This window comes from Citrobacter sp. Cb041, assembly GCF_030336655.1.
Classification (GTDB): Bacteria; Pseudomonadota; Gammaproteobacteria; order Enterobacterales; family Enterobacteriaceae; genus Citrobacter; species Citrobacter braakii.
In genome coordinates, this window is record NZ_JAOWDD010000043.1 from 159,986 (window position 1) to 186,923 (window position 26,938).

Annotated in this window: 28 protein-coding genes; 19 read left to right on the plus strand and 9 right to left on the minus strand. The window is 52.6% G+C overall.

Annotated features, from left to right (window positions below; translation table 11 throughout):
• Positions 1-5 precede the first annotated feature (5 nt).
• The 12 genes from OGV52_RS21615 (at position 6) to hisP (ending at position 11,233) form a co-directional block, all read left to right on the plus strand.
• Entirely contained in the window at positions 6-665 is a 660-nt protein-coding gene (locus OGV52_RS21615; protein ID WP_016153860.1) for a DedA family protein, read from the plus strand.
• Between the two features lie 149 nt (positions 666-814).
• A complete protein-coding gene (accD, locus tag OGV52_RS21620; RefSeq protein WP_016153859.1) occupies positions 815-1,729 on the plus strand; it encodes an acetyl-CoA carboxylase, carboxyltransferase subunit beta in 915 nt (304 codons plus the stop codon).
• A 192-nt stretch (positions 1,730-1,921) separates the two neighbouring features.
• Positions 1,922-3,190 (plus strand): bifunctional tetrahydrofolate synthase/dihydrofolate synthase, encoded by a 1,269-nt coding sequence (folC, locus tag OGV52_RS21625; RefSeq protein ID WP_047500877.1) that lies wholly within the window; start codon positions 1,922-1,924, stop codon positions 3,188-3,190.
• Positions 3,180-3,842: a cell division protein DedD gene (gene dedD / locus OGV52_RS21630; RefSeq protein ID WP_016153857.1), complete on the plus strand. Its 663-nt coding sequence runs from the start codon at positions 3,180-3,182 to the stop codon at positions 3,840-3,842. Before folC ends, dedD begins: the two co-directional genes overlap by 11 nt.
• A 221-nt stretch (positions 3,843-4,063) precedes the next feature.
• The gene (gene cvpA / locus OGV52_RS21635; RefSeq protein WP_005129678.1) at positions 4,064-4,552 is read left to right on the plus strand and encodes a colicin V production protein; all 489 of its coding nucleotides are present in this window, start codon (positions 4,064-4,066) and stop codon (positions 4,550-4,552) included.
• 33 nt (positions 4,553-4,585) lie between these two features.
• Entirely contained in the window at positions 4,586-6,103 is a 1,518-nt protein-coding gene (purF, locus tag OGV52_RS21640; protein WP_005129677.1) for an amidophosphoribosyltransferase, read from the plus strand.
• 95 nt (positions 6,104-6,198) lie between these two features.
• A complete protein-coding gene (locus tag OGV52_RS21645; RefSeq protein WP_019077299.1) occupies positions 6,199-6,768 on the plus strand; it encodes a UbiX family flavin prenyltransferase in 570 nt (189 codons plus the stop codon).
• 288 nt (positions 6,769-7,056) lie between these two features.
• The gene (gene argT, locus OGV52_RS21650) at positions 7,057-7,839 is read left to right on the plus strand and encodes a lysine/arginine/ornithine ABC transporter substrate-binding protein ArgT (RefSeq protein WP_206159700.1); all 783 of its coding nucleotides are present in this window, start codon (positions 7,057-7,059) and stop codon (positions 7,837-7,839) included.
• 247 nt (positions 7,840-8,086) lie between these two features.
• Positions 8,087-8,869, plus strand: a complete 783-nt coding sequence (hisJ, locus tag OGV52_RS21655; RefSeq protein WP_287109134.1) for a histidine ABC transporter substrate-binding protein HisJ — start codon at positions 8,087-8,089, stop codon at positions 8,867-8,869.
• A 186-nt stretch (positions 8,870-9,055) separates the two neighbouring features.
• A complete protein-coding gene (locus OGV52_RS21660) occupies positions 9,056-9,742 on the plus strand; it encodes a histidine ABC transporter permease HisQ (protein WP_016153853.1) in 687 nt (228 codons plus the stop codon).
• Positions 9,739-10,446, plus strand: coding sequence for a histidine ABC transporter permease HisM (gene hisM / locus OGV52_RS21665; RefSeq protein WP_003028116.1), 708 nt, complete (start codon positions 9,739-9,741; stop codon positions 10,444-10,446). Before OGV52_RS21660 ends, hisM begins: the two co-directional genes overlap by 4 nt.
• A gap of 13 nt (positions 10,447-10,459) precedes the next feature.
• Complete coding sequence (gene hisP, locus OGV52_RS21670) at positions 10,460-11,233, plus strand: histidine ABC transporter ATP-binding protein HisP (protein ID WP_043017062.1); 774 nt, start codon at positions 10,460-10,462, stop codon at positions 11,231-11,233.
• An 18-nt stretch (positions 11,234-11,251) separates the two neighbouring features.
• Here the strand turns inward: hisP and OGV52_RS21675 are convergent, their stop codons facing one another.
• The 4 genes from OGV52_RS21675 to yfcG all read right to left on the minus strand — a co-directional run bounded on the left by OGV52_RS21675 (position 11,252) and on the right by yfcG (position 13,818).
• Positions 11,252-11,782: a GNAT family N-acetyltransferase gene (locus OGV52_RS21675; RefSeq protein WP_016153851.1), complete on the minus strand. Its 531-nt coding sequence runs from the start codon at positions 11,780-11,782 to the stop codon at positions 11,252-11,254.
• A gap of 64 nt (positions 11,783-11,846) precedes the next feature.
• The gene (locus tag OGV52_RS21680; protein WP_287109136.1) at positions 11,847-12,746 is read right to left on the minus strand and encodes a TIGR01777 family oxidoreductase; all 900 of its coding nucleotides are present in this window, start codon (positions 12,744-12,746) and stop codon (positions 11,847-11,849) included.
• A 19-nt stretch (positions 12,747-12,765) separates the two neighbouring features.
• Complete coding sequence (folX, locus tag OGV52_RS21685; protein ID WP_016153849.1) at positions 12,766-13,128, minus strand: dihydroneopterin triphosphate 2'-epimerase; 363 nt, start codon at positions 13,126-13,128, stop codon at positions 12,766-12,768.
• Between the two features lie 54 nt (positions 13,129-13,182).
• The gene (yfcG, locus tag OGV52_RS21690; RefSeq protein WP_141875537.1) at positions 13,183-13,818 is read right to left on the minus strand and encodes a GSH-dependent disulfide bond oxidoreductase; all 636 of its coding nucleotides are present in this window, start codon (positions 13,816-13,818) and stop codon (positions 13,183-13,185) included.
• Positions 13,819-13,952: 134 nt separating this feature from the next.
• Here yfcG and yfcF point away from each other — a divergent pair, with 134 nt between their 5' ends.
• The 3 genes from yfcF to yfcD are packed head-to-tail and all read left to right on the plus strand — an operon-like array spanning position 13,953 to position 15,815.
• Positions 13,953-14,597, plus strand: coding sequence for a glutathione transferase (gene yfcF / locus OGV52_RS21695; RefSeq protein WP_016153847.1), 645 nt, complete (start codon positions 13,953-13,955; stop codon positions 14,595-14,597).
• A 55-nt stretch (positions 14,598-14,652) separates the two neighbouring features.
• Positions 14,653-15,204 carry a phosphodiesterase gene (gene yfcE, locus OGV52_RS21700; protein ID WP_287109137.1) on the plus strand — a complete coding sequence of 184 codons (552 nt, stop codon included), beginning with the start codon at positions 14,653-14,655 and terminating at the stop codon, positions 15,202-15,204.
• Positions 15,205-15,260: 56 nt separating this feature from the next.
• A complete protein-coding gene (gene yfcD, locus OGV52_RS21705; RefSeq protein WP_006683645.1) occupies positions 15,261-15,815 on the plus strand; it encodes an NUDIX hydrolase YfcD in 555 nt (184 codons plus the stop codon).
• A gap of 56 nt (positions 15,816-15,871) precedes the next feature.
• On the opposite strand, the gene yfcC is transcribed toward yfcD, so the two are convergent.
• From yfcC to ackA, 3 genes are all read right to left on the minus strand, one after another.
• Positions 15,872-17,392, minus strand: a complete 1,521-nt coding sequence (gene yfcC, locus OGV52_RS21710) for a putative basic amino acid antiporter YfcC (RefSeq protein WP_016157044.1) — start codon at positions 17,390-17,392, stop codon at positions 15,872-15,874.
• A gap of 200 nt (positions 17,393-17,592) precedes the next feature.
• Positions 17,593-19,737 carry a phosphate acetyltransferase gene (gene pta, locus OGV52_RS21715; protein WP_016153844.1) on the minus strand — a complete coding sequence of 715 codons (2,145 nt, stop codon included), beginning with the start codon at positions 19,735-19,737 and terminating at the stop codon, positions 17,593-17,595.
• Between the two features lie 75 nt (positions 19,738-19,812).
• Positions 19,813-21,015 (minus strand): acetate kinase, encoded by a 1,203-nt coding sequence (ackA, locus tag OGV52_RS21720; protein ID WP_016153843.1) that lies wholly within the window; start codon positions 21,013-21,015, stop codon positions 19,813-19,815.
• Positions 21,016-21,354: 339 nt separating this feature from the next.
• On the opposite strand from ackA, the gene yfbV reads away from it, so the two are divergent.
• The 4 genes from yfbV (at position 21,355) to OGV52_RS21740 (ending at position 24,968) form a co-directional block, all read left to right on the plus strand.
• Positions 21,355-21,810: a terminus macrodomain insulation protein YfbV gene (gene yfbV / locus OGV52_RS21725; RefSeq protein ID WP_016153842.1), complete on the plus strand. Its 456-nt coding sequence runs from the start codon at positions 21,355-21,357 to the stop codon at positions 21,808-21,810.
• An 83-nt stretch (positions 21,811-21,893) separates the two neighbouring features.
• A complete protein-coding gene (locus tag OGV52_RS21730; protein ID WP_016153841.1) occupies positions 21,894-22,388 on the plus strand; it encodes a YfbU family protein in 495 nt (164 codons plus the stop codon).
• Complete coding sequence (locus OGV52_RS21735; protein ID WP_085951065.1) at positions 22,381-23,058, plus strand: sugar phosphatase; 678 nt, start codon at positions 22,381-22,383, stop codon at positions 23,056-23,058. The genes OGV52_RS21730 and OGV52_RS21735 overlap by 8 nt, the downstream gene beginning before the upstream one ends.
• A gap of 77 nt (positions 23,059-23,135) precedes the next feature.
• The gene (locus tag OGV52_RS21740; protein ID WP_016153839.1) at positions 23,136-24,968 is read left to right on the plus strand and encodes an SLC13 family permease; all 1,833 of its coding nucleotides are present in this window, start codon (positions 23,136-23,138) and stop codon (positions 24,966-24,968) included.
• Positions 24,969-25,020: 52 nt separating this feature from the next.
• Here OGV52_RS21740 and yfbR read toward each other — a convergent pair whose 3' ends face one another.
• Both yfbR and alaA read right to left on the minus strand, forming a co-directional pair.
• Positions 25,021-25,620 carry a 5'-deoxynucleotidase gene (yfbR, locus tag OGV52_RS21745; RefSeq protein WP_003028083.1) on the minus strand — a complete coding sequence of 200 codons (600 nt, stop codon included), beginning with the start codon at positions 25,618-25,620 and terminating at the stop codon, positions 25,021-25,023.
• A gap of 95 nt (positions 25,621-25,715) precedes the next feature.
• Complete coding sequence (gene alaA / locus OGV52_RS21750; protein WP_005129483.1) at positions 25,716-26,933, minus strand: alanine transaminase AlaA; 1,218 nt, start codon at positions 26,931-26,933, stop codon at positions 25,716-25,718.
• Positions 26,934-26,938 lie beyond the last annotated feature (5 nt).

The window sequence follows — 26,938 nt, forward strand, 5'->3', positions numbered from 1 at the left end:
AAACTATGGACCTGATTTACTTTCTTATCGATTTTATCCTGCACATTGATGTGCATCTGGCGGAGCTGGTTGCGGAATACGGTATCTGGGTATACGCAATTCTGTTTCTGATCCTGTTCTGCGAAACCGGGCTGGTGGTGACGCCGTTCCTGCCGGGAGACTCGCTGCTGTTTGTCGCTGGCGCGCTTTCTGCGCTGCCAACTAACGATCTCAATGTTCATCTGATGGTGATGTTGATGATTGTGGCGGCGATTATCGGCGATGCGGTGAACTACACGATTGGCCGTTTGTTCGGTGAAAAACTCTTCAGTAACCCGAACTCTAAAATTTTCCGTCGCAGTTACCTGGATAAAACCCATGCGTTCTACGAGCGTCATGGCGGCAAAACGATTATCCTCGCGCGTTTCGTACCTATTGTGCGTACATTTGCACCGTTTGTTGCCGGTATGGGGCACATGTCCTACCGTCATTTTGCGATGTATAACGTCGCAGGCGCGCTGCTGTGGGTATTGCTGTTCACCTATGCAGGCTATCTGTTCGGCGATCTGCCGATCGTTCAGGAAAACCTGAAATTACTGATTGTGGCGATCATCGTCCTTTCCGTATTGCCGGGCATAATTGAAGTGATTCGCCATAAACGCGCTGCGTCACGGGCTGCAAAATAGAAAGTAACTCAGCGGTTCGACCACTTTTTTATCCAAAGTTTCGGGCTGTTATGTTTTAATGTGCAACATTCATGGTCTGTTAGGGGCAAAAATGGCATTATGCGCCCCTTATAACAAAGCTGACTAGGGTTCAGGCAGAAAGGTCACCAATGAGCTGGATTGAACGAATTAAAAGCAACATTACTCCCACCCGCAAGGCAAGCATTCCTGAAGGGGTGTGGACCAAGTGTGATAGCTGCGGTCAGGTTTTATACCGTGCTGAGCTGGAACGTAATCTTGAGGTCTGTCCGAAGTGTGACCATCATATGCGCATGTCGGCGCGCAATCGCCTGCATAGCCTGTTAGATGAAGGTTCTCTTGTGGAACTGGGTAGCGAGCTTGAGCCGAAAGATGTGCTGAAGTTTCGTGACTCCAAAAAGTACAAAGACAGACTGGCTTCTGCGCAGAAAGAAACTGGCGAGAAAGATGCGCTGGTGGTAATGAAAGGCACGCTGCACGGTATGCCGGTCGTTGCTGCTGCATTCGAGTTCGCGTTTATGGGCGGCTCCATGGGCTCTGTGGTCGGCGCGCGTTTTGTCCGTGCCGTTGAGCAGGCGCTGGAAGATAACTGTCCGCTGATCTGCTTCTCCGCTTCTGGCGGGGCGCGTATGCAGGAAGCGCTGATGTCTCTGATGCAGATGGCGAAAACCTCTGCTGCGCTGGCGAAAATGCAGGAACGCGGTTTACCGTATATTTCTGTACTGACCGACCCAACAATGGGCGGTGTTTCTGCTAGCTTCGCGATGCTGGGCGATCTCAACATTGCAGAACCGAAAGCACTGATCGGCTTTGCTGGTCCGCGTGTTATCGAGCAAACCGTACGTGAGAAACTGCCGCCGGGATTCCAGCGTAGCGAGTTCCTGATTGAAAAAGGCGCTATCGATATGATCGTCCGCCGTCCTGAAATGCGCCTGAAACTGGCAAGCATTCTGGCGAAGCTGATGAATCTTCCTACGCCGAATCCGGATGAGCCGCGTGAAGGCGAGGTGGTACCTCCGGTTCCCGATCAGGAATCAGAGGCCTGATAGTTTACTCTATGGGTTTCGGGTTGCAGGCAGGCGATAAGAGAGTTGATCCCGATGAGCTTACACAGGTAAGTGATTCGGGTGAGCGAGCACAGCCAACGCATCTGCAACGTGAAAAACAACGTGTAAAAAAGGGCAGGCCGGTTGGTGCTGCCCTTTTGCTTTTCTCAACGTAAAGAATCTACAGCCATCATGGACAATAAACGTATTCCTCAAGCCGCGTCGCCCCTGGCATCGTGGCTTTCTTATCTGGAAAACCTGCACAGTAAAACCATCGATCTCGGCCTGGAACGCGTAAGTCAGGTGGCGCGCAAACTGGGTGTGTTGAAACCCGCGCCATTTGTTTTTACGGTGGCGGGAACCAACGGGAAAGGCACAACCTGCCGTACGCTGGAATCTGTGCTGACCGCAGCAGGTTATAAAGTTGGCGTTTACAGTTCGCCGCATCTGGTGCGCTACACGGAACGCGTACGCGTGCAGGGACGTGAACTGCCGGAATCAGCGCATACAGCCTCGTTTGCTGAGATTGAAGATGCGCGTGGCGACATTTCCCTGACCTACTTTGAATACGGTACGTTATCGGCGCTCTGGTTGTTTAAACAGGCCCAACTGGATGTCGTCATCCTGGAAGTTGGGTTAGGCGGTCGCCTTGACGCGACCAATATCGTGGATGCCGATGTTGCGGTGGTCACCAGCATTGCGCTTGACCATACTGACTGGCTGGGCCCGGATCGCGAAAGCATTGGTCGTGAGAAGGCGGGAATTTTCCGTGCAGAGAAACCGGCTATCGTCGGCGAGCCGGAAATGCCTTACACCATCGCCGATGTTGCACAAGAGAGCGGGGCGATTTTGCAACGCTGCGGCGTGGACTGGCGCTATGCGGTCACGGAGAACGACTGGTCCTTTACGGACGATCACGGCACGTTGGCGCACCTGCCGTTGCCGCAGGTCCCACAACCTAACGCCGCGACCGCACTGGCAGCACTGCGCGCAAGCGGGCTTAACGTCAGCGAGCAGGCCATTCGTGATGGTATTGAACAGGCGATTTTACCGGGGCGCTTCCAGATTGTGAGCGAGTCGCCGCGGGTGATTTTTGATGTTGCCCATAACCCGCATGCGGCGGAGTATCTGACCGGCCGTCTGAAAAAATTAGTGAAAAGCGGGCGTGTACTTGCGGTTATCGGTATGCTACATGATAAAGATATTGCCGGTACGTTAGCCTGGTTAAAAAGCGTGGTTGACGCCTGGTACTGTGCGCCCCTGGAAGGGCCGCGTGGTGCTACTGCAGAACAACTGCTGGAGCATCTGGGCAAAGGCTACGCCTATGACAGCGTGGCGCAGGCATGGTCTGCAGCGCTAGCTGAGGCGAAGCCAGAAGATACCGTGTTGGTGTGTGGATCGTTTCACACTGTCGCACATGTCATGGAAGTGATAGACGTGGGGAGAAGCGGTGGCGAGTAAGTTTCAGAATCGATTAGTCGGCACAATTGTGCTGGTCGCGCTGGGGGTGATTGTGCTCCCCGGGCTGCTTGACGGGCAGAAAAAGCATTATCAGGATGAGTTTGCGGCGATCCCGCTGGTGCCGAAACCCGGCGATCGCGATGAACCAGACATGATGCCTGCAGCCACGCAGGCGCTGCCGACGCAGCCGCCGGAAGGGGCGGCTGAAGAGGTGCGCGCGGGTGATGCTGCCGCGCCATCGTTGGATCCGTCACGTTTGACGACGGCAAACAGCGCGGAGTTAGATCCTGTCCCCGCGCCTGTAGAACAGCCGAAACCCAAACCGAAGCCGCAGCCGGTTGCCGTCGCTCCGACGCCAGCACCGGCTCCAGCGCCGAAACCGGCCGCGGTGGAACCGCCAGCGCCAACCGGCAAAGCGTACGTTGTACAGCTCGGTGCGCTGAAAAATGCGGATAAGGTCAATGAGATCGTGGGTAAACTTCGTGGCGCGGGCTTCCGGGTATATACTTCCCCGTCAACGCCGGTGCAGGGTAAAATAACCCGTATTCTCGTAGGACCTGACGCCTCCAAAGATAAGCTGAAGAACTCGCTGGGCGAGCTGCAGAAGATCTCCGGTCTGAGCGGCGTAGTGATGGGGTACACCCCTAATTAAGGGATTGCGCTGTTCACGGCGCTGCTCTTAATTCAGGCCGGATAGGGCGTTTTTACCGCTATCCGGCAGTGCCCGAAGAGGCATAAAACGGTATGGCGTTGAAGATTTTTTCAGCGCCATTTTTATTTACGCGTGGAAAGGAAATCCCTACGCAAACGTTTTCTTTTTCTGTTAGAATGCGCCCCGAACAGGACGACAGGGCGTTAAATCGTGGGACACTTATGGTCTGGATTGATTACGCCATTATCGCGGTGATTGGTTTTTCCTGTCTGGTTAGCCTGATCCGTGGCTTTGTTCGTGAAGCATTATCGTTGGTGACTTGGGGTTGTGCTTTCTTTGTCGCCAGCCATTACTACACTTACCTGTCTGTCTGGTTTACGGGCTTTGAAGACGAACTCGTTCGAAATGGGATTGCTATCGCGATACTGTTTATCGCGACACTTATCGTCGGCGCTATCGTTAACTTTGTGATAGGCCAACTGGTAGAGAAAACAGGCCTGTCGGGTACCGACAGGGTGTTGGGGATCTGCTTTGGTGCTCTGCGAGGAGCGCTGATCGTCGCTGCCATACTGTTCTTTCTCGATACCTTTACCGGTCTGTCGAAAAGTGAAGACTGGAGCAAGTCGCAGCTGATCCCGCAGTTCAGTTTCATCATCAGATGGTTCTTTGACTATCTGCAAAGCTCGTCAAGTTTCTTGCCCAAAGTATAAACTTTGGGTTGTTGCTGAACGAGGAAAAGACGTATGTGCGGTATTGTCGGTATCGCCGGTGTTATGCCGGTAAACCAGTCGATTTATGACGCGTTAACGGTGCTCCAGCATCGTGGTCAGGATGCCGCAGGCATCATCACCATTGATGCCAACAACTGCTTCCGCTTGCGTAAAGCAAACGGAATGGTGAGCGATATTTTTGAAGCGCGCCATATGCAGCGTTTGCAGGGCAATATGGGCATCGGTCATGTGCGTTACCCAACGGCTGGCAGCTCCAGCGCCTCCGAAGCTCAACCTTTTTACGTCAACTCACCGTATGGCATCACGCTTGCCCATAATGGCAACCTGACCAATGCGCATGAGCTGCGTAAAAAGCTGTTTGAAGAAAAGCGCCGCCACATCAATACCACTTCAGATTCTGAAATTCTGCTGAATATTTTCGCCAGCGAGCTGGATAACTTCCGCCATTATCCGCTGGAAGCCGATAATATTTTTGCTGCTATTGCGGCAACCAACCGCCAGATCCGCGGCGCCTATGCCTGCGTGGCGATGATTATTGGCCACGGTATGGTTGCCTTCCGCGATCCTAACGGTATCCGTCCGCTGGTACTGGGTAAACGCGATATCGGGGATGGTCGTACCGAGTATATGGTGGCCTCCGAGAGCGTGGCGCTGGATACGCTGGGCTTTGAATTCCTGCGCGATGTGGCACCTGGTGAAGCGGTGTATATCACCGAAAAAGGTCAGTTGTTTACTCGCCAGTGTGCCGATAACCCGGTCAGCAATCCGTGCCTGTTTGAATACGTTTACTTCGCGCGTCCTGACTCCTTTATCGACAAGATTTCCGTTTACAGCGCCCGTGTAAATATGGGTACCAAGCTTGGCGAAAAAATTGCTCGTGAGTGGGAAGATCTGGACATTGACGTGGTGATCCCGATTCCGGAAACCTCCTGCGATATCGCGCTGGAAATTGCCCGTATTCTCGGTAAGCCGTACCGTCAGGGTTTTGTGAAAAACCGCTACGTGGGTCGTACCTTTATCATGCCCGGCCAGCAGCTGCGCCGTAAATCCGTGCGCCGTAAGCTGAACGCCAACCGTGCGGAATTCCGTGATAAAAACGTGCTGCTGGTGGATGATTCCATCGTGCGCGGTACCACCTCGGAACAGATTATCGAGATGGCGCGTGAAGCCGGAGCGAAGAAAGTGTATCTGGCCTCTGCGGCCCCGGAAATTCGCTTCCCGAACGTTTATGGTATCGATATGCCTACGGCGACGGAGCTGATTGCTCATGGTCGCGAAGTGGACGAGATTCGCCAGATAATCGGTGCAGACGGTCTTATCTTCCAGGATCTGAACGATCTGATTGAAGCGGTCCGCGCTGAGAACCCGGATATTCAGCAGTTTGAATGTTCAGTGTTTAACGGCGTGTACGTCACCAAAGACGTCGACCAGCAATATCTCGATTTCCTTGACTCCCTGCGTAATGACGATGCCAAAGCAATTTTGCGTCAGAACGAAGCGGAAAACCTCGAGATGCATAACGAAGGGTAATGTTCTGTTGCAGGTCAGGACACATAGAGTGGACTGACTTGCAACTGCGCATAAAAACCTGCAAAGTCAGCCCTGAAGCAAGTAAGGGCGAAAAAATGAAACGACTCATTGTAGGGATTAGCGGTGCCAGTGGCGCGATTTATGGCGTGCGCCTGCTGCAGGTTTTGCGTGACGTTACTGATGTGGAAACCCATCTGGTGATGAGTGCTGCTGCCCGACAGACGCTGGCGCTGGAAACTGACCTCTCTGTACGCGACGTGCAGGCACTGGCGAATGTAAATCACGATACGCGCGATATCGCCGCCAGTATCTCTTCCGGCTCTTTTCAGACCGCCGGAATGGTAATATTACCTTGTTCAATCAAAACGCTTTCAGGCATCGTCCACAGTTACACCGATGGGCTGCTTACCCGTGCGGCAGACGTGGTGTTGAAAGAACGCCGCCCGCTGGTGCTGTGCGTGCGTGAAACGCCGCTGCATCTGGGGCATCTGCGGCTGATGACGCAGGCGGCAGAAATTGGCGCGGTGATTATGCCGCCAGTCCCGGCATTCTATCATCGCCCACAAACGCTAGATGATGTGATTAATCAAACGGTTAACCGCGTACTCGACCAGTTTGATATCTCCCTTCCACAGGATCTGTTCACCCGCTGGCAAGGGGCGTAAAACCGTTCCATCAGCGTGCAAAGAAACATCCGTTGCCCTGTTTCAGGGCAATTTTGTAACCGCGATCATATCCTCAACATTTAATTCGTTAAAACTCAACGAAACGCTGCGGTTCAACCGTCAGACCTGCTATCTTCAAAATCAGGACATTATTGCAACGTTTTATTAACATATTTAACGTCGAATATCCTCATCGACGCGACAATGGCATAAGACCTGCATGAAAAAGTCTGCAAACACACAACACAACGTAAAACATAATAAAATTACGCCACTTGAGGGTTATGTATGAAGAAGACGGTTCTTGCTTTGTCTTTGCTGGTAGGACTCTCCGCCACCGCGGCCAGCTACGCAGCACTTCCGCAGACGGTTCGTATTGGTACAGATACCACGTACGCACCTTTTTCCTCTAAAGATGCCAAAGGCGACTTTGTCGGCTTTGATATCGATCTGGGAAATGAGATGTGTAAGCGCATGCAGATTAAATGTACCTGGGTAGCCAGCGACTTTGACGCGCTGATCCCGTCGCTGAAAGCGAAAAAAATTGATGCCATCATCTCCTCGCTTTCAATCACTGAGAAGCGTCAGCAAGAGATTGCGTTCTCAGACAAGCTTTACGCAGCAGACTCACGTCTGATCGCCGCGAAAGGTTCCCCAATTCAACCGACTCTTGATTCCCTCAAAGGTAAACATGTTGGCGTACTGCAAGGCTCGACTCAGGAAGCCTATGCTAATGACAACTGGCGCAGCAAAGGCGTAGATGTAGTGGCCTATGCGAACCAGGACCTCATCTATTCTGACCTGACAGCGGGTCGTCTGGACGCGGCGTTGCAGGATGAAGTCGCGGCCAGCGAAGGTTTCCTGAAGCAGCCTGCCGGTAAGGACTACGCTTTTGCTGGTCAGTCGGTGAAAGATAAAAAATACTTTGGTGACGGCACCGGGATTGGATTGCGCAAAGATGATACAGAGCTGAAAGCTGCTTTCGATAAAGCGCTGGGCGAACTGCGCAAAGACGGCACCTACGACAAAATGGCGAGCAAGTATTTTAACTTCAATGTCTACGGCGATTAATACGCCGCAGCGGGGAATGGACTGCACCATTGCGGGTAACCATTACGGTGCATAATAAATTCAGTGCACTGTTTTAGTGCTTTTGTCGCTGTCTTAATAAGCATGAGTGCATACTTAAGCGCTTTTCATGCAAATAAATACCGCCGACAGGGTAGAATGCTTTGCCTTGTCGGCCCGATTAATGGCACGATAACTGCACCTGGTCCTGTAAAGATCCCCTATAAAAGACAGTCTGTTGAGGATAGTTATGAAAAAACTGGTGTTGTCTCTTTCTCTGGTCCTGGCTTTCTCCAGTGCTACCGCAGCATTTGCAGCCATTCCGCAAAAAATTCGTATCGGTACCGATCCTACTTATGCGCCGTTCGAATCGAAAAATGCACAGGGTGAATTAGTCGGTTTTGATATCGATCTGGCTAAAGAGCTGTGCAAACGTATCAATACACAATGTACCTTCGTGGAAAACCCGCTGGACGCGCTTATCCCTTCGTTAAAAGCGAAGAAAATCGATGCGATTATGTCCTCGCTTTCCATCACTGAAAAACGTCAGCATGAAATCGCCTTTACCGACAAGCTTTATGCAGCCGACTCGCGTCTGGTTGTCGCTAAAGATTCTGCTATTCAGCCAACCATTGAGTCGCTGAAAGGTAAACGTGTTGGCGTGCTGCAGGGCACGACTCAGGAAACCTTCGGCAACGAGCACTGGGCGCCAAAAGGCATTGAAATTGTCTCTTATCAGGGGCAAGACAATATCTATTCTGACCTGACTGCCGGGCGTATTGATGCTGCTTTCCAGGATGAAGTCGCCGCCAGCGAAGGCTTCCTGAAACAGCCGGTCGGTAAAGATTACAAATTCGGCGGCCCATCTGTAAAAGATGAGAAGTTATTCGGCGTGGGTACCGGTATGGGGCTGCGCAAAGATGATAACGAACTGCGCGAAGCACTGAACAAAGCCTTTGCCGAGATGCGAGCTGACGGTACTTACGAGAAGCTGGCGAAAAAGTACTTCGATTTTGATGTTTATGGCGGTTAATCACCGCAGGTGCTGATAAAGCCCGTAGATTTTTGACGTGTTGAATTTATGCCTGATGGCGCTGCGCGTATCCGATCTACAGCGATTTTGTAGGCCAGATAAGGCAAAGCCGCCATCCGGCATTAAACGATTTGTCTGAAATCAAAAGAGGCTTATTACTCCACCACACACGACAGGACAGGCAGCATGTTGTATGGCTTTTCAGGTGTTATTTTACAGGGCGCAATTGTTACGCTGGAGCTGGCACTTAGCTCGGTGGTACTGGCGGTTCTGATAGGCCTTGTCGGCGCGGCAGCAAAGCTGTCGCAAAGCCGGGCGCTGGCGCTTATTTTCGAAGGGTACACAACGCTTATCCGCGGCGTGCCCGATCTGGTCTTAATGCTGCTCATCTTTTACGGATTACAAATCGCGCTGAATACCCTTACCGATGCAATTGGTATCAGCCAGATTGATATCGATCCGATGGTCGCGGGTATTATTACGCTCGGGTTTATCTACGGAGCCTATTTTACCGAAACATTTCGTGGCGCATTTATGGCCGTGCCAAAAGGACATATTGAAGCCGCGACGGCATTCGGTTTTACCAGTTCACAAATATTTCGCCGTATTATGTTCCCGGCGATGATGCGCTATGCCTTACCGGGAATTGGCAACAACTGGCAGGTCATTCTTAAGGCCACAGCGTTGGTATCGTTGCTCGGCCTGGAAGACGTAGTGAAAGCCACTCAGCTTGCCGGAAAAAGTACCTGGGAGCCGTTCTATTTTGCCGTAGTGTGCGGGGTCATCTATCTGGTGTTTACCACTGTTTCTAATGGTGTGCTGCTGTACCTTGAGCGCCGCTATTCCGTGGGTGTGAAGAGGGCTGACCTGTGATTGAGATTATTCAGGAATACTGGAAGTCCCTGCTGTGGACCGACGGGTATCGCTACACCGGCGTGGCTATCACCCTGTGGCTTCTGATTTCATCGGTGGTGATGGGCGGGATACTGGCGCTGTTTTTGGCAATTGGTCGTGTTTCCAGTAATAAATTTATCCAGTTTCCCATCTGGCTGTTCACCTATATTTTTCGTGGGACGCCGCTGTACGTCCAGTTGCTGGTGTTTTATTCCGGGATGTATACGCTGGAGATAGTCAAAGGCACGGACTTCCTCAACGCGTTTTTCCGCAGTGGGCTAAATTGCACCGTGCTGGCGCTGACGCTGAATACCTGCGCCTATACCACGGAGATTTTCGCCGGGGCTATTCGTTCCGTACCCCATGGTGAGATTGAAGCCGCGCGCGCTTACGGTTTCTCGTCGTTTAAACTGTATCGCTGCATTATTTTGCCTTCCGCGCTGCGTATTGCGCTGCCGGCTTACAGCAATGAAGTTATTTTAATGCTGCACTCCACGGCGCTGGCATTTACCGCAACGGTGCCTGATTTGTTGAAAATCGCCCGCGATATCAACTCGGCAACCTATCAGCCGTTTACCGCCTTCGGTATTGCCGCTGTTCTGTATTTGATTATTTCGTATGTCCTGATCAGTCTGTTCCGCAAAGCGGAAAAACGCTGGTTGCAGCATGTATCCTCTAAATGATTCGAGTAACACGATGTCTGAAAATAAATTAAACGTTATCGATTTACATAAGCACTATGGCGAACATGAAGTGCTGAAAGGGGTATCGCTGCAGGCCAATGCGGGTGATGTTATCAGTATTATTGGCTCGTCAGGTTCCGGTAAAAGTACCTTCCTGCGCTGCATTAACTTTCTCGAGAAACCGAGCGCCGGGTCGATTGTCGTCAGTGGTCAGAACATTGGTCTGGTACGCGACAAAGACGGCCAGCTTAAGGTTGCAGACAAAAATCAGCTGCGCTTGCTGCGCACGCGACTGACGATGGTCTTTCAGCACTTTAATCTGTGGAGCCACATGACGGTGCTGGAAAACGTGATGGAAGCGCCGATCCAGGTATTGGGGCTGAGCAAGCAGGAAGCTCGCGAACGTGCGGTAAAGTATCTGGCGAAAGTGGGTATTGATGAGCGCGCTCAGGGCAAATATCCGGTGCATCTGTCCGGTGGTCAGCAGCAGCGTGTCTCCATTGCTCGTGCGCTGGCGATGGAACCGGAAGTGTTGCTGTTTGATGAACCCACGTCGGCACTTGACCCGGAGCTGGTGGGCGAAGTGCTGCGCATTATGCAACAACTGGCCGAAGAGGGAAAAACCATGGTGGTCGTGACCCACGAAATGGGGTTTGCCCGTCATGTCTCCACGCACGTGATTTTCCTGCATCAGGGGAAGATTGAAGAAGAGGGCGATCCGGAGCAGGTATTTGGTAATCCGCAAAGCCCGCGTTTGCAGCAGTTCCTCAAAGGTTCGTTGAAGTAAGTCACCTGCCCGGAGGCGCTACGCTTTCCGGGCCTGGGATTTTAGCGCGTCGCACTCCAGACGATAAACCCAGTCGTCGTAGGCGATACCATCAATCTCATACGCCTTTTCCAGCACCTGCGTACGCACGAACCCCGTTTTTTCCAGAATCCGTATTGAGCCCTTATTATCCGCCAGTGCGTAAGCATTTATCGCCGTGACCGCCGCGTGCTCGAAGGCGTACTGGCACACCGCGCGTACGGCTTCGCTGGCAATACCTTTCCCCTGCGCCTGTGGCAAGATGGCGTAGCCGAGGTCGGCTTCATGCGGGTAGAGATGGCTGATTTGCAGACCAATATCGCCGAGCGGCGTCGGGTTGTTGTGCTCGCGGATGACAAAAGTGTGCTGTGCGGCAAGGCGTCTGGCGAATAACAGACGCGTATCTTTCGCCGGGGCGATGTTGCCCATATAGCGCATGACTTCAGGACATTCACGTAGTTTCTGGAAAAATGACCAGTCAGAAAACTGAAACAAAGAGAGGGTAAGTCGGGGAGTCGAAATTATCGCCATAACGTCGCCATTGCAGAAATCTGGCCTATAACCTTACCACCACAACGGCGACCGTGAATAGCGCTTAGGGTTTTCGGATGACATCCGCCAGCGCTTCTTCTAAATCGTACCAGCGAAACGCGAAACCGGACGCTTCCAGGCGTTTTGGCAACGCTCGCTGCCCGCCGAGAACCAGCACTGAAGATTCGCCCATCAGCAACCGCATTGCGGTGGCGGGAACGCGCAGAATGGCAGGGCGGTTCAGAGCGTGGCCCAGTGCGTGGGCAAACTGCTCATTGTGCACCGGGTACGGTGAAACCATATTGAAGGGACCGCGCAGATCGTTATCCAGCAGCCAGAGAATTCCGTTGACCATATCATCAATATGGATCCAGGCCATATACTGGCGTCCGTTGCCAATTGGTCCGCCTAAGCCAAGACGAAACGGCGGGACCATTTTCGCCAGAATGCCGCCAGCAGAGGCCAGTACCACGCCGGTGCGCAGCATACACACGCGGGTTTTGTCGCTTTGCGCGGTGCTGGCAATTTGCTCCCAGCGTGCGCACAGCTTATGGGTAAATTCGTTATGCGGCGGCTCTTCTTCTGTGACCACCACTTCGCCTAAATCGCCGTAGTAACCGGTAGCGGAACCGGAAATTAGCACTGCGGGCGGTGTCTCGCTGGCATTGATTAAATCGACCAGCTTCTGCGTGATGACCCAGCGGCTCTGACACAGGCGTTCCTTTTGCTGGGCACTCCAGCGCTTGTCCGCAATCGGCTCTCCGGCAAGGTTAATGACGGCATCAATGTCATTGAGATTTTGCCGCTCTTCCAGCCCTTTGGACAGCGTAACCCGGGAGTCGAGAATCTGACGGGCCTTATCAGGAGAACGGGTCACTACGGTTATCTGATGCCCCAGTTCCAGCAAGCGGGGGATCAGATGACGTCCAATCAGGCCAGTACCGCCGGTAATCAGAATCTGCATGTCGCCTCCCGGGTTATGTTTAGCGCTGCCAGCTCAGCGTCATAGAGACTGAGTCGGCGTAACGTAATGCGTGAAGTTTATCTATCTCTACTTGAGCATAAGTGACCCAGTGATGTTCGCGTGCGATATCGAGCACATCTTGAGTTAATTTTTCTAACAATGAGAAGCGGTTACCCTCCACGTGGGCAATGATGCTCTTGGTGATAGTGCGATAATTCAGCGCGTCGTTGATATCTTCGCTGGTACGGGCTTTGTCTGCCGGATAGTGAATGGCAATGTTGATGACGATATCCTGGCGGTTAAGGATCTCCTCTTCTTTGATGCCGATAAAAGTGCGCAGACGAAGGTTTTTTATACGAATAATTGCGTCAGGTTGTGACATTGCAGGTTTCCTCCATGTATGAACCTTTGCATGATACACGAGAACCGAATCGCGTCACCGCTTCTCACTTTGTGCTTGTTGCATGGCGCGTTCCGTTGCGGGACGCGTACGGATGCGTTCATGCCAGTTATTGACCGCCGGGTAGTTGTCGAGGTCGATGCGCTGACGCTGATGGGCGTGGATCCACGGCCAGCAGGCAATGTCGGCAATGCTGTAGTGATCGCCTCCCAGCCAGGGGGACGTTTCCAGACGTTTATTCATCACGTTGTACAGGCGCTGGGTTTCAACCTGGTATCTTTCAATGGCGTAGGGAATCGTTTGTGGGGCGTAGTGGCTAAAATGATGATTCTGACCCAGCATGGGTCCGAGGCCGCTGACCTGCCAGAACAACCACTGCAGCGTAGTGTGGCGTTCACGTAACTCACCGCTCAGCAGCTTACCGCTCTTTTCTGCCAGATAGAGTAAAATTTCTCCGGACTCAAACAGGCTGATGGGCTTTCCGCCGTCTACCGGGACACTGTCGATAATGGCCGGGATTTTATTGTTTGGTGAGATTTGCAGAAAATCAGGGTGAAACTGGCTACCTTTGCTGATATCGACATGAATCAGACGGTATTGCAGCTGCGCCTCTTCAAGAAACAGCGTTATTTTGTGACCGTTTGGCGATGGAGTGTAATAGAGATCGATCATTTTCAGCGTCCGTTTTGTCATGAACCGGGTCATAACAAGTATAGAGCCTGTTGGCGTGCGTGAGTTTTCATCAAGTGACAGTGAGAGAAAGACTCTATATTTTGAAGGCAAGCCAATACATTTCAGAGGACATTATGAGCAAATCTGCAATTACGCTGTGGTCAGATGCCAATTTTTTCTCCCCTTACGTGCTGTCTGTTTATGTCGCTCTGCAAGAGAAAGGACTGCCTTTTACGCTGAAAACCGTTGATCTCAACAGCGGCGAACACTTGCAACCTTCATGGCAAGGGTATGCGTTAACGCGGCGCGTGCCGGTGCTTGAAATCGACGGTTTCGAGCTGAGCGAATCATCAGCGATTACTGAGTTCCTGGAAGAGAGTTTTGCGCCGCCGCAGTGGGAGCGAATCTACCCACACGATGTGCAAAAGCGCGCGCGGGCGCGCCAGGTTCAGGCGTGGATCCGCAGCGATCTGATGCCTATCCGTGAAGAACGCTCAACGGACGTAGTTTTTGCTGGCGTGAAGAAAGGTCCGTTAAGCGAAGCGGGAAAAGTCAGTGCGGAGAAATTGTTCGCCACTGCGAGCCATTTATTGAGCCACGGGAAGCAGAATTTATTTGGCGAATGGTGTATTGCCGACTGCGATTTAGCGCTAATGCTGAATCGTCTGGTCCTTAACGGCGATGAGGTTCCCGAAGCGCTTGCAGAATATGCCGCCTTCCAGTGGCAGCGCGCTTCAGTCCAGCGTTTTATCGCGCTTTCAGCGAAGCGTTCCTGCTGAAAAACGGGGCGTAATCCAGTATCATTACAGGGTACTTTTCAACGAGGAGTGAGTGATGAAACTGATGTTCGCATCGGACATTCATGGTTCGTTGCCAGCCACGGAACGCGTACTTGAACGGTTTGCCGCAAGCGGTGCGCAATGGCTGGTGATATTGGGTGATGTTTTAAACCACGGACCGCGTAATGCGCTCCCGGAAGGCTATGCGCCTGCGCAGGTTGCTGAGCGGTTGAATGCGCTGGCAGCGCGGGTTATCGCTGTGCGTGGCAATTGTGACAGCGAAGTGGATCAGATGCTTCTGCATTTTCCGATGACCGCGCCGTGGCAGCAAATTCTGACAGAAAACCAGCGACTCTTTTTGACGCACGGGCATCTTTTTGGCCCGCAAAATATGCCGGCGCTCAACGTGGGAGATGTGCTGGTTTATGGGCATACACATTTGCCCGTCGCTGAGCGTCAAGGGGATGTTTACCACTTCAATCCCGGCTCGGTAAGCATCCCGAAAGGGGGCTTTGCGGCAAGTTACGGGATTCTGGATGATAATGTTCTCAGCGTAATGGCACTCAATGATCAAAGTGTTATTGCACAGGTCGAGATTAATCCGTAATTTACCCCACAAACATAAACGCGCCGTAAGAGCGCAAGAAAAAAGAAGGTTTCCTGATGGTGGAACAGCGTCGTTTGGCAAGTACGGAATGGGTGGATATTGTGAATGAAGACAATGAAGTCATTGCACAATCCAGCCGGGAACAAATGCGGGCGCAACGCTTACGCCATCGTGCAACGTATATCGTCGTGCATGATGGTATGGGCAAAATTCTGGTTCAGCGCCGTACTGAGACAAAAGATTTTTTGCCCGGCATGCTGGATGCCACCGCTGGCGGTGTTGTGCAGGCTGACGAGCAACTACTGGATTCAGCGCGCCGTGAAGCGGAAGAGGAACTGGGGATTGCGGGCGTGCCGTTTGCCGAGCATGGGCAGTTTTATTTTGAAGACCAGAACTGTCGCGTATGGGGCGGGCTGTTTAGCTGTGTTTCCCACGGACCGTTTGCGCTTCAGGAAGAAGAGGTTAGTGAAGTTTGCTGGCTGACGCCGGAAGAAATTACCGCGCGCTGCGACGAATTTACGCCGGACTCACTGAAAGCCCTGGCGCTGTGGATGACCCGCAACGCTAAGAATGAAGGGGCGAAAGCCGAAAAGCAGGAAGAAGCTGAGTAAAATCTGCTCATCCGGCCTACAGCGTCGAGAAGTCGTGTAGGCCGGGCAATCGTTTTTTAATGGTAACCCATTATCTGCGCGCCAATCACCACCACGCTGGACATAATAAACAGCAGTCCCAACAGCGTGGCGCCTACCTTCAGCCAGTTACGAAAATCCACCCGACACACGCCTAACGTTGCCATCAGCGATGCCGACGTAGGATAGATAATATGGCTGAATCCGTCGCCAAACTGGAAGGCCAGTACGGTGACCTGACGGTTTACGCCAACCAGATCGCCTAAGGGTGCTAATAACGGCATGGTCAATGCAGCCTGACCAGAGCCGGAAGTAACGAAGAAATTAAACACCGCCTGGAACAGCAGCATAAACCACGCCGCGATGGCGTTATCCAGCCCGCTGATGCCGTTGGCAATGCTGTGCAGCAGCGTGTTCAACACGCTGGCTTCACCCGCCTCTCCATTACCGACCAGCAGTAATATGCCCTTGGCAAAACCGACCAGCAGGGCAGGGGCAATCATCATTCGCGCGCCTTCAGTGAATGAGGAGGCCATGATGTTGACCGTCATGCCGTTGAGACGAAAGACCACGCCGATGATGCCAATTACCAGGCCCATGGTGAAGAACTGACTGGCGATCTCAGGAATAAACCACGCGTTGACAATCACGCCCCAGACAACCCAAATCATTACCGCGGTCAGCACCAGCAGCACCAGCCAGTCGCCCAGCGTGAAGCGTCGTTCCACAACGTCGTCCTGCTGTTCGCGAAAGAAACGGTCGGATTCATGTACCCGGGACAAAAGCGGATTCTTTTTGATGCGCGCCGCATAGGCCAGCGTGAAGGTCAGACCTATCAGGGTCGCAACCACCCACACAATGATACGCAGACCGGAACCAGAGAGCACCGGCACGCCCGCAATCCCCTGCGCGACGACCACGCAAAACGGGTTCATCCATGAGCTGGCGAATCCAATTTGAGTCGCAATATAGGTGACCAGAACGGTGGTGATACTGTCGTAACCTAACCGTACCATTAACGGTGCGATAATAATGGCAAAGGCGACCGCCTCTTCCCCCATGCCAAACACCGCGCCGCCTAATGAGAAGAGAACAAACAGCACCGGGATAAACAGGACTTCGTTTCCTCGCGTATGGCGGATGAGCGCCAGGATGCCGTTATCGATGGTTCCGGTACGCATAACGATGCCGAATGCACCGCCAATCACCAGCATAAACATAATAATGCCGACGGCAGTGCCGAATTTAGAGCCGGAGGTTAACCCTTCAAACGGAAAATTCATCAGGCCAGGGCGCTCATCACCGGTGGTGAAAAACTGCACCCGGTGATACTGCTCTTCGCCCGCGTCGTTGGTCAGAATTCGAAAAGAATGGGGGTCGACCACCTTACGGGTTTTGGTTTGTCCATCAACCTGATACTGCACTTCCTGACTGTCGAACATCCCGACGGGAACAACCCATGTCGCCAGACTGGTTAAAATGGCAACGAAAAAAATAATCACCAACGTATCGGGCATCGCCCATTTTTTAGCTGGCTGTGTTTCTGTTACTGCTGACATGAAAGACTATCCCTGTTGCAATGCAAAAGAGGGTAAGTATGCAAACAGGAGAATAGTTATTCATTGATGCAGCGCATCCTGGCAAATGTTTCAGAATATGCCAACGAGAAAAACAGGTATAAAAAAACCGGAAATATAAGCTATTTCCGGTTTAATAAGCAGAAGTGTTGCCGGATAAGACATCCGGCACACTCGACAGATTACTGCTGCTGTTGGGAAGACTGGATCGCGGTCAGAGCGATGGTGTAGACGATGTCGTCAACCAGCGCGCCACGAGACAGGTCGTTCACAGGCTTGCGCATACCCTGCAGCATCGGCCCGATGGAGATCAGGTCGGCAGAACGCTGTACCGCTTTGTAGGTGGTGTTACCGGTGTTCAGATCCGGGAAGATGAACACGGTAGCACGACCTGCAACCGGAGAGTTCGGCGCTTTGGATTTTGCTACGTCAGCCATAACGGCGGCGTCATACTGCAGCGGACCGTCGATCATCAGGTCAGGACGTTTTTCCTGCGCCAGACGCGTGGCTTCACGAACTTTTTCTACGTCGCTACCTGCACCAGAAGTACCGGTGGAGTAGGAGAGCATTGCTACGCGCGGTTCGATACCGAAAGCAATGGCGGATTCAGCGGACTGAATCGCGATTTCTGCCAGTTGCTCTGCAGTCGGATCCGGGTTGATCGCGCAGTCGCCGTATACGTAAACCTGATCCGGCAGCAGCATGAAGAACACGGAAGACACCAGGGAACTACCCGGTGCAGTTTTGATCAGCTGCAGCGGCGGACGGATGGTGTTCGCGGTGGTATGAACTGCACCAGAAACCAGACCGTCAACGTCGTCCTGTTCCAGCATTAGGGTACCGAGAACCACGTTGTCTTCCAGCTGTTCGCGGGCAACGGTTTCGGTCATACCTTTGTTTTTACGCAGTTCGACCAGGCGAGCAACGTAGCTTTCGCGAACCACATCTGGATCAACGATTTCTACGCCAGCGCCCAGCTCAACGCCCTGAGAGGCCGCAACGCGGGTGATCTCATCCGGGTTGCCCAGCAGTACGCAGGTTGCGATACCGCGTTCAGCACAGATAGCCGCTGCTTTAACGGTACGCGGCTCGTCACCTTCCGGCAGAACAACACGCTTGCCGGCTTTACGTGCCAGCTCGGTCAGCTGATAACGGAACGCTGGCGGAGACAGACGACGGCTGCGCTCAGAGGTCGCGGTCAGGGATTCAATCCAGTCAGCATTGATGTAGTTAGCAACGTATTCCTGAACTTTCTCAATACGTTCGTGATCGTCAACCGGAACTTCCAGGTTGAAGCTCTGCAGGCTCAGAGAGGTCTGCCAGGTGTTGGTGTTCACCATGAATACCGGCAGGCCGGTTTCAAATGCACGTTCGCACAGTTTAGTGATACGCGCGTCCATTTCGTAGCCGCCAGTCAGCAGCAGGGCACCGATTTCCACGCCGTTCATGGCTGCCAGGCATGCTGCAACCAGCACGTCAGGACGATCGGCGGAAGTCACCAGCAGAGAACCTGCACGGAAGTGCTCCAGCATGTGCGGAATGCTGCGTGCGCAGAAAGTCACAGACTTCACGCGACGGGTGTTGATATCACCTTCGTTAACGATAGTGGCGTTCAGATGACGCGCCATATCGATTGCACGCGTTGCGATCAGATCGAAGCTCCATGGCACCGCGCCCAGAACCGGCAGTGGGCTGGATTCTTGCAGTTTAGCCGGATCAACTTTGATCACTTTTGCTTTGGAAGAGTCGTCGAAAATCTCGGACAGATCCGGGCGAGTACGGCCCTGCTCATCAACCGGTGCGTTCAGTTTGTTAACGATTACGCCGGTGATGTTGGTGTTTTTCGCGCCGCCGAAGCTGCTGCGAGTCAGTTCAATACGCTCGTTCAGCTGTTCCGGGGTATCGGTACCCTGAGACATTACGAAGACGATTTCTGCGTTCAGCGTTTTCGCGATTTCGTAGTTCAGAGACTGCGCGAACTGATGTTTGCGGGTTGGGACCAGGCCTTCAACCAGTACAACTTCAGCGTCTTTAGTGTTCGCGTGGTAGTTCGCGATGATCTCTTCCATCAGCACATCTTTCTGATTGCTGGACAACAGAGATTCAACGTGGCTCATCTTCAGCGGCTCAGCGGCTGGCAGAGAAGAGTTAGCACGGACGATGCTGGTAGTCTGGTCTGGCGCATCGCCACCGGCACGCGGTTGAGAGATCGGCTTGAAGACGCTCAGACGAACGCCTTTGCGTTCCATTGCGCGGATCACGCCAAGGCTGACGCTGGTCAGACCGACGCTGGTTCCGGTAGGGATCAGCATAATAATACGGGACACGGTTTATCCTCTTTCGTTACCGTCGATGTAGACGGGTTACAAAACAGCACCGCCAGCTAGGCTGGCGGTGTGAAATCAGGCAGTCAGACGGCTCGCGTCTTGCGCGATAACCAGTTCTTCGTTGGTTGGGATAACCACCGCAGGACGGGTACCTTCTTTGTTGATGAAACCAGATTTGCCGAAACGTGCGGCCAGGTTACGTTCGTGGTCAACTTCAAAGCCCAGAACGCCCAGTTTGCCCAGAGACAGTTCACGAACCATCGCTGCGTTTTCACCGATACCACCGGTGAAGACAACTGCATCCAGACGACCATCCATCAGCGCAGTGTAAGAACCGATGTATTTCGCCAGACGGTGACAGTAAACGTCCATTGCACGTTTAGCGTCTTCTTTAGTCGCGTAGTTATCTTCAACATAACGGCAGTCGCTGGTGACTTCGGTCAGACCCAGCAGGCCGGACTCTTTGGTCAGCATTTTGTTGATCTGGTCAACGCTCATGCCCAGGGTGTCGTGCAGGTGGAAGATGATCGCCGGGTCGATGTCACCGGAACGCGTACCCATCACCAGACCTTCCAGCGGGGTCAGACCCATGGAGGTATCAACACATTTACCGTTACGGATAGCAGAAACAGAACCGCCGTTGCCCAGGTGGCAAGTGATGATGTTCAGCTCATCAACCGGTTTGTTCAGAATTTTTGCCGCTTCCTGAGTCACGAAGAAGTGGCTGGTGCCGTGCGCGCCGTAACGACGAACACCGTGTTCTTTGTACAGGCTGTATGGCAGAGCATAGAGGTAAGACTCTTCCGGCATGGTCTGATGGAACGCGGTGTCGAACACAGCCACGTTTTTGTCTTTCAGATTCGGGAAGGATTTCAGCGCTTCTGCGATACCGATCAGGTGTGCAGGGTTATGCAGCGGTGCAAAAGAGGCTGCGTCTTTGATACCCTGAATAACAGAATCGTCGATAACCACAGAGCCGGTGTATTTCTCGCCGCCGTGAACAACACGGTGACCAATCGCAGTCAGCTGAGCAGACAGTTCTGGTTTTTGTGCCAGAATAGTATTAACGATAAAATTCAGCGCTTCACTGTGAGCGGCGCCTGCACCTAAAGCCGCTTCTTGTTTACCGCCGTCCATTTTCCACTTGATACGTGCTTCTGGGAGATGGAAACATTCGGCTAAACCAGAGAGGTATTCTTCACCGTTTACTGCATCGATGATGGCAAATTTCAGTGAGGAGCTACCGCAGTTCAGAACCAGTACTAACTTACTCGACATGGAAGTACCTATTTATGATACGTGGCTAAAAAAACGTCAGGAAGTCATAGAGCGTAGCGCATGATGACACCGACGTTTATGATTAACATCATGCGCCATAGTCTTTTTGGGCACGATGGAATAAATACCTTTGAGTCTATGTCATTTTGCGTATTTTTCAGCCAATGGCATACTATGTGTCAATTTGACGACTCAATGATTTTGGACTAAAGGCCTTACAGGCCGGCACAGGATACCTGAATGTGGGTATTAAAGACAAAATGTTTTGAACGATGTCCTTTGTAGTTGTTGTTTTGCACAAATTTTTTAATTTTTATATGTGAAGTTGAGGTAACCGCCATGTCGACACCGGATAATCGTTCCGTCAATTTTTTTAGCTTGTTTCGCCGGGGGCAGCACTATGCGAAGACGTGGCCAATGGAAAAGCGCCTCGCGCCAGTGTTTGTAGAGAACCGCGTGATCCGCATGACGCGTTACGCGATCCGTTTTATGCCGCCTATCGCCGTCTTCACCTTATGCTGGCAAATTGCGTTAGGGGGGCAGTTGGGACCGGCCGTGGCGACTGCGCTGTTTGCGCTCAGCCTGCCGATGCAGGGCATGTGGTGGCTGGGTAAACGTTCTGTAACGCCGCTGCCGCCTTCAATACTCAACTGGTTCTACGAAGTTCGGGGTAAATTGCAAGAAGCCGGGCAGGCGCTCACTCCGGTAGAAGGAAAGCCTGATTATCAGGCGCTGGCTGACACGCTTAAGCGCGCCTTCAAACAACTGGATAAAACTTTCCTTGATGATTTGTAATTGACCCCTGATTACGCATATAAAAGAAGGCACAAGATGCCTTCTTTTTTTTCATCGCAGTAGTAGTGATACAGGAGTCCCAAATGGAAATGACCAACGCTCAACGTCTGATTTTGTCTAATCAGTACAAAATGATGACTATGCTCGATCCCACTAACGCCGAGCGTTATCGTCGTTTGCAGACGATTATTGAACGCGGTTACGGCTTGCAGATGCGCGAGCTGGATCGTGAGTTTGGTGAGCTGACGGAAGAAACCTGTCGTACGATTATCGATATTATGGAGATGTATCACGCATTACATGTGTCCTGGACTAATCTTAAGGACGCGCAGGCTATTGATGAGCGTCGCGTAACCTTCCTTGGCTTTGACGCCGCAACGGAAGCCCGTTACCTCGGATACGTACGTTTTATGGTTAATGTGGAAGGTCGTTATACCCACTTTGATGCGGGTACGCATGGCTTCAACGCCCAGACCCCAATGTGGGAAAAATATCAGCGTATGCTAAATGTCTGGCACTCTTGCCCGCGCCAGTATCACCTGAGTGCGAATGAAATTAACCAAATCATTAATGCCTGAGGGGGCGAGCGTGCAGTGCAAAGGTTTTCTGTTTGATCTGGATGGAACGCTGGTCGATTCCTTACCCGCAGTAGAACGCGCGTGGTGCAACTGGGCCGATCGTTTTGGCCTCGATCACGCCGAGGTGCTCGGCTTTATTCATGGCAAGCAGGCCATTACCTCCCTGCGACACTTTATGGTGGGCAAATCTGAGGCTGAGATCGCCGCGGAATTCACCCGCCTGGAGCAGATCGAAGCGACGGAAACCGCTGGGATCACTGCGCTGCCGGGAGCGGTTGATTTACTCAACCACCTCAATAAAGCGGGTATTCCATGGGCGATTGTGACCTCCGGATCCATGCCGGTCGCACGAGCGCGTCATCGTGTCGCGGGGCTGCCTGCTCCTGAAGTGTTTGTCACCGCCGAGCGGGTAAAAAGAGGCAAACCCGAGCCTGACGCCTATCTGTTAGGCGCCCAGCTTCTGGGCCTTGCGCCACAGGAATGCGCGGTGGTGGAAGATGCGCCCGCTGGGGTGCTTTCAGGACTGGCGGCAGGGTGTCATGTGATAGCGGTCAACGCGCCTGTGGACACGCCGCGTCTGGATGAGGTCGATTTTTCGCTGACCAGTCTGGAACATATTTCTGTGACCAAACAGCCTAACGGAAATGTGGTCGTGGTAAGAAATACCTGAACATGATTTAGCCCCAGATTGTTGGGGCTTTTTTATGGCAGAATCGATCCATCCCTCTCATTTAACAAGGATATGTTGTGAACGGTGAATTGATATGGGTTCTCTCATTGCTGGCGATTGCCGTCGTCTTGTTTGTCACTGGCAGAGTGCGTATGGACGCGGTCGCTTTGCTGGTCATCATTGCCTTTGTTCTGAGCGGAACATTGAGCATCACAGAAGCCTTTTCCGGATTCAGCGATCCTAACGTTATTTTGATAGCGGCATTATTCATTATCGGCGACGGCCTGGTGCGTACCGGGGTGGCGACAGTAATGGGTGCCTGGCTGGTGAAGGTGGCTGGCAGCAGTGAAGTCAAAATGCTGGTGTTGCTGATGATTACCGTTGCCGGACTCGGGGCGTTTATGAGTTCGACCGGCGTGGTCGCCATCTTTATCCCGGTGGTCTTAAGCGTTTCCATGCGCATGGAAATTTCCCCTTCACGCCTGATGATGCCGCTGAGCTTTGCCGGCTTGATAAGCGGCATGATGACGCTGGTGGCGACGCCGCCGAACCTGGTCGTCAACAGTGAACTGTTACGTGAAGGACTTAACGGGTTCAGCTTTTTTAGCGTTACCCCGCTGGGGCTGGTGGTTCTGGTTCTCGGCATAATTTATATGCTGCTGATGCGCTTTATGCTCAAGGGAGAAGATTCCAGGCAGCCGGGAGACGGCTGGAAACGCCGGACCTTTCGCGATCTGATTAAAGAATATCGTCTGACCGGGCGCGCGCGTCGCCTGGCGATTCGTCCCGGTTCTCCTATGATTGGCCAGCGTCTGGATGATCTGAAGCTGCGTGAGCGCTACGGGGCAAACGTGATTGGCGTGGAACGCTGGCGTCGCTTTCGTCGCGTAATAGTCGACGTTAACGGGGTTTCTGAGTTTCGCGCCCGTGATGTATTGCTGATTGATATGTCCGCGGCCGATGTCGACCTGCGTGAATTTTGCAGTGAACAGTTTCTGGAACCGATGGTACTGCGCGGCGAATACTTCTCGGAGCAGGCGCTTGATGTGGGGATGGCCGAGATCTCTCTGATCCCTGAATCGGAATTGATCGGCAAAACGGTACGGGAAATCGCTTTTCGTACCCGTTACGGGCTGAATGTCGTTGGGCTGAAGCGCGATGGCGCGGCTCTGGCTGGAGCGGTGGTGGATGAGCCATTGCTGATGGGCGATATCATATTAGTGGTGGGCAACTGGAAGCTCATCACACTGTTGGGACAAAAAGGGCGTGATTTTGTCGTGCTGAATATGCCCGAGGAAGTCAGTGAAGCTTCTCCGGCGCACAGCCAGGCACCGCATGCGATTTTCTGTCTGGTGCTGATGGTTGCTCTGATGCTCACTGATGAAATTCCCAATACGGTGGCTGCGATCATCGCCTGTCTGCTGATGGGGAAATTTCGCTGTATTGATGCCGAAAGTGCCTATAAAGCGATTCACTGGCCAAGCATTATTTTGATTGTCGGGATGATGCCCTTCGCGCTGGCTTTACAAAAAACCGGCGGTGTCGATTTGGTGGTGAAAGGGCTGATGGATGTCGGCGGCGGGTATGGCCCGTATATGATGTTGGGCTGCCTGTTCGTGCTGTGTGCGACTATCGGGTTATTTATCTCCAACACCGCGACGGCGGTGCTGATGGCGCCAATCGCGCTGGCGGCTGCAAAGTCGATGGGCGTTTCACCGTATCCTTTTGCGATGGGGATTGCGATGGCGGCATCCGCAGCCTTTATGACACCGGTCTCTTCGCCGGTAAACACTCTGGTGCTCGGACCTGGCAACTACAGCTTTAGCGATTTCGTGAAGATTGGCGTACCGTTTACCATCATTGTGATGGCGGTGTGCGTGGTGATGATCCCGATGCTGTTTCCGTTTTGATTTTGTTGGCGGATGGCGACGGAGATATCTTCGCCGCCACTGGGTCATGCGTTTATAGCGGAGAATCCTGGCTGATTTCATCTAATGAGAGGTGAAAACTCGGGACAAACACGTCCATAAAGTAGTCCATCTCTTCGCTGCGTCGCGACTCGAGCGTTTTTTCCAGACGCGTCTTGGCAAGCAGAAATTCGTTGTTACCGGCAGAGAGTTCCTCCAGACACTTCAGATACGCGCACAGGGCATCGGCCTGTTTAACAATCGATCTCTCTTCTTCACTTAAGGCATGTTCATCAATGAGCGGCGCAAAAATATCGCGCAGTTCATCAGGTACCATATCGACCAGCTTTTGCTGAGCAATTTTCTCTATCGCTTTATATTCCTGCGCAATCTGCGAGTTGAAATATTTCACCGGGGTAGGGAGATCACCGGTCAGCACTTCTGACGCATCGTGATACATCGCCAACAGAGCAATACGCTCAGCATTAACCTGACCACCAAATTTGCGGTTTTTGATCGCGGCCAGCGCATGGGCAACCATGGCAACCTGCAGACTGTGTTCAGACACGTTTTCGGTGCGCACGTTGCGCATCAGCGGCCAGCGATTAATGAGCTTCAGACGGGAGAGGTGGGCAAAAAAATGGCTCTGCTTCATAACGACCCTTATATGATGGCAACCTAAGAGTCATTTTGCGCAGAGAAGGCTGTCAGATGCAAATACTCGTCATCCATCCGACAGCCTTTGTTTAATTACAGCTGGTGATACCCTGACAGGAAACGCTCAAATTTACTCAGCGACATTTCAATATCGTCAATACGCGGCAGCGTGACGATGCGGAAATGATCCGGCCACGGCCAGTTGAACGCTGTTCCCTGAACCAGCAGTACTTTTTCCTGCAGCAGGAAGTCGAGCACCATCTTCTGGTCGTCATGAATGTTGAAGCGTTTAGCATCAATTTTCGGGAACATATACAGCGCGCCGCGCGGTTTTACGCAGGAGACACCAGGAATGTCATTGAGCAGTTCCCAGGCGCGGTTGCGTTGTTCATACAGACGCCCACCAGGCATGATAAATTCGCTGATGCTCTGGTATCCGCCCAGCGCGGTCTGAATGGCATGTTGCGCCGGAACGTTGGCACACAGGCGCATAGAGGCCAGCATCTCAAGACCTTCAATATACCCTTTAGCATGTTTCTTCGGCCCGTTCAGCACCATCCAGCCCTGACGGAAACCGGCAACGCGATAGGTTTTTGACAGGCCATTGAAGGTGATGGTCAGCAGGTCCGGCGCCATTGCAGCGATGGAGTGGTGTTCAGCGTCGTCGTAGAGAATTTTGTCGTAAATCTCATCCGCAAAGATGATGAGGTTGTTCTGGCGAGCAATCTCAACAATCTCCATCAGCAGCTCTTTAGAGTAAACAGCGCCGGTTGGGTTGTTTGGGTTGATGATGACGATCCCACGCGTACGCGGCGTGATTTTGGCGCGGATATCATCCAGGTCCGGGAACCAGTCTGATGATTCGTCACACAGGTAGTGCACGGCATTACCGCCGGAGAGCGATACCGCCGCCGTCCACAGCGGATAATCAGGAGCAGGAACCAGCATTTCGTCCCCACTGTTCAGCAATGCCTGCATAGCCTGCACAATTAATTCAGAAACGCCGTTGCCGATATAAATATCTTCCACGGTTACGTCGCGCATACCACGGGCCTGGTAATGCTGCATAATCGCTTTACGGGCGGAATAAAGGCCTTTGGAGTCGCAATATCCTTGCGCTGTTGGCAAATTGCGGATCACATCCACCAGTATTTCATCTGGCGCTTCAAACCCGAATGGCGCCGGGTTGCCGATGTTCAGTTTCAGAACTTTATTGCCTTCTTCTTCCAGGCGCTTTGCTTCCTTCAGAACCGGGCCGCGAATGTCATAACAGACGTTTTCTAATTTGCTGGATTTTTCAATGGGGGACATGAACG

Coding starts and splice junctions, on each gene's coding strand:
- OGV52_RS21675 (WP_016153851.1), bottom strand. CDS start 11,782: ATGGCGATAATTTCGACTCCCCGACTTACCCTCTCTTTGTTTCAGTTT.
- argT (WP_206159700.1), top strand. CDS start 7,057: ATGAAGAAGACGGTTCTTGCTTTGTCTTTGCTGGTAGGACTCTCCGCC.
- yfcD (WP_006683645.1), top strand. CDS start 15,261: ATGGTGGAACAGCGTCGTTTGGCAAGTACGGAATGGGTGGATATTGTG.
- folC (WP_047500877.1), top strand. CDS start 1,922: ATGGACAATAAACGTATTCCTCAAGCCGCGTCGCCCCTGGCATCGTGG.
- OGV52_RS21680 (WP_287109136.1), bottom strand. CDS start 12,746: ATGCAGATTCTGATTACCGGCGGTACTGGCCTGATTGGACGTCATCTG.
- hisJ (WP_287109134.1), top strand. CDS start 8,087: ATGAAAAAACTGGTGTTGTCTCTTTCTCTGGTCCTGGCTTTCTCCAGT.
- yfbV (WP_016153842.1), top strand. CDS start 21,355: ATGTCGACACCGGATAATCGTTCCGTCAATTTTTTTAGCTTGTTTCGC.
- yfbR (WP_003028083.1), bottom strand. CDS start 25,620: ATGAAGCAGAGCCATTTTTTTGCCCACCTCTCCCGTCTGAAGCTCATT.
- OGV52_RS21735 (WP_085951065.1), top strand. CDS start 22,381: ATGCCTGAGGGGGCGAGCGTGCAGTGCAAAGGTTTTCTGTTTGATCTG.
- OGV52_RS21615 (WP_016153860.1), top strand. CDS start 6: ATGGACCTGATTTACTTTCTTATCGATTTTATCCTGCACATTGATGTG.
- hisP (WP_043017062.1), top strand. CDS start 10,460: ATGTCTGAAAATAAATTAAACGTTATCGATTTACATAAGCACTATGGC.
- OGV52_RS21645 (WP_019077299.1), top strand. CDS start 6,199: ATGAAACGACTCATTGTAGGGATTAGCGGTGCCAGTGGCGCGATTTAT.
- purF (WP_005129677.1), top strand. CDS start 4,586: ATGTGCGGTATTGTCGGTATCGCCGGTGTTATGCCGGTAAACCAGTCG.
- yfcF (WP_016153847.1), top strand. CDS start 13,953: ATGAGCAAATCTGCAATTACGCTGTGGTCAGATGCCAATTTTTTCTCC.
- yfcG (WP_141875537.1), bottom strand. CDS start 13,818: ATGATCGATCTCTATTACACTCCATCGCCAAACGGTCACAAAATAACG.
- folX (WP_016153849.1), bottom strand. CDS start 13,128: ATGTCACAACCTGACGCAATTATTCGTATAAAAAACCTTCGTCTGCGC.
- cvpA (WP_005129678.1), top strand. CDS start 4,064: ATGGTCTGGATTGATTACGCCATTATCGCGGTGATTGGTTTTTCCTGT.
- yfcC (WP_016157044.1), bottom strand. CDS start 17,392: ATGTCAGCAGTAACAGAAACACAGCCAGCTAAAAAATGGGCGATGCCC.
- alaA (WP_005129483.1), bottom strand. CDS start 26,933: ATGTCCCCCATTGAAAAATCCAGCAAATTAGAAAACGTCTGTTATGAC.
- OGV52_RS21730 (WP_016153841.1), top strand. CDS start 21,894: ATGGAAATGACCAACGCTCAACGTCTGATTTTGTCTAATCAGTACAAA.
- ackA (WP_016153843.1), bottom strand. CDS start 21,015: ATGTCGAGTAAGTTAGTACTGGTTCTGAACTGCGGTAGCTCCTCACTG.
- OGV52_RS21660 (WP_016153853.1), top strand. CDS start 9,056: ATGTTGTATGGCTTTTCAGGTGTTATTTTACAGGGCGCAATTGTTACG.
- accD (WP_016153859.1), top strand. CDS start 815: ATGAGCTGGATTGAACGAATTAAAAGCAACATTACTCCCACCCGCAAG.
- yfcE (WP_287109137.1), top strand. CDS start 14,653: ATGAAACTGATGTTCGCATCGGACATTCATGGTTCGTTGCCAGCCACG.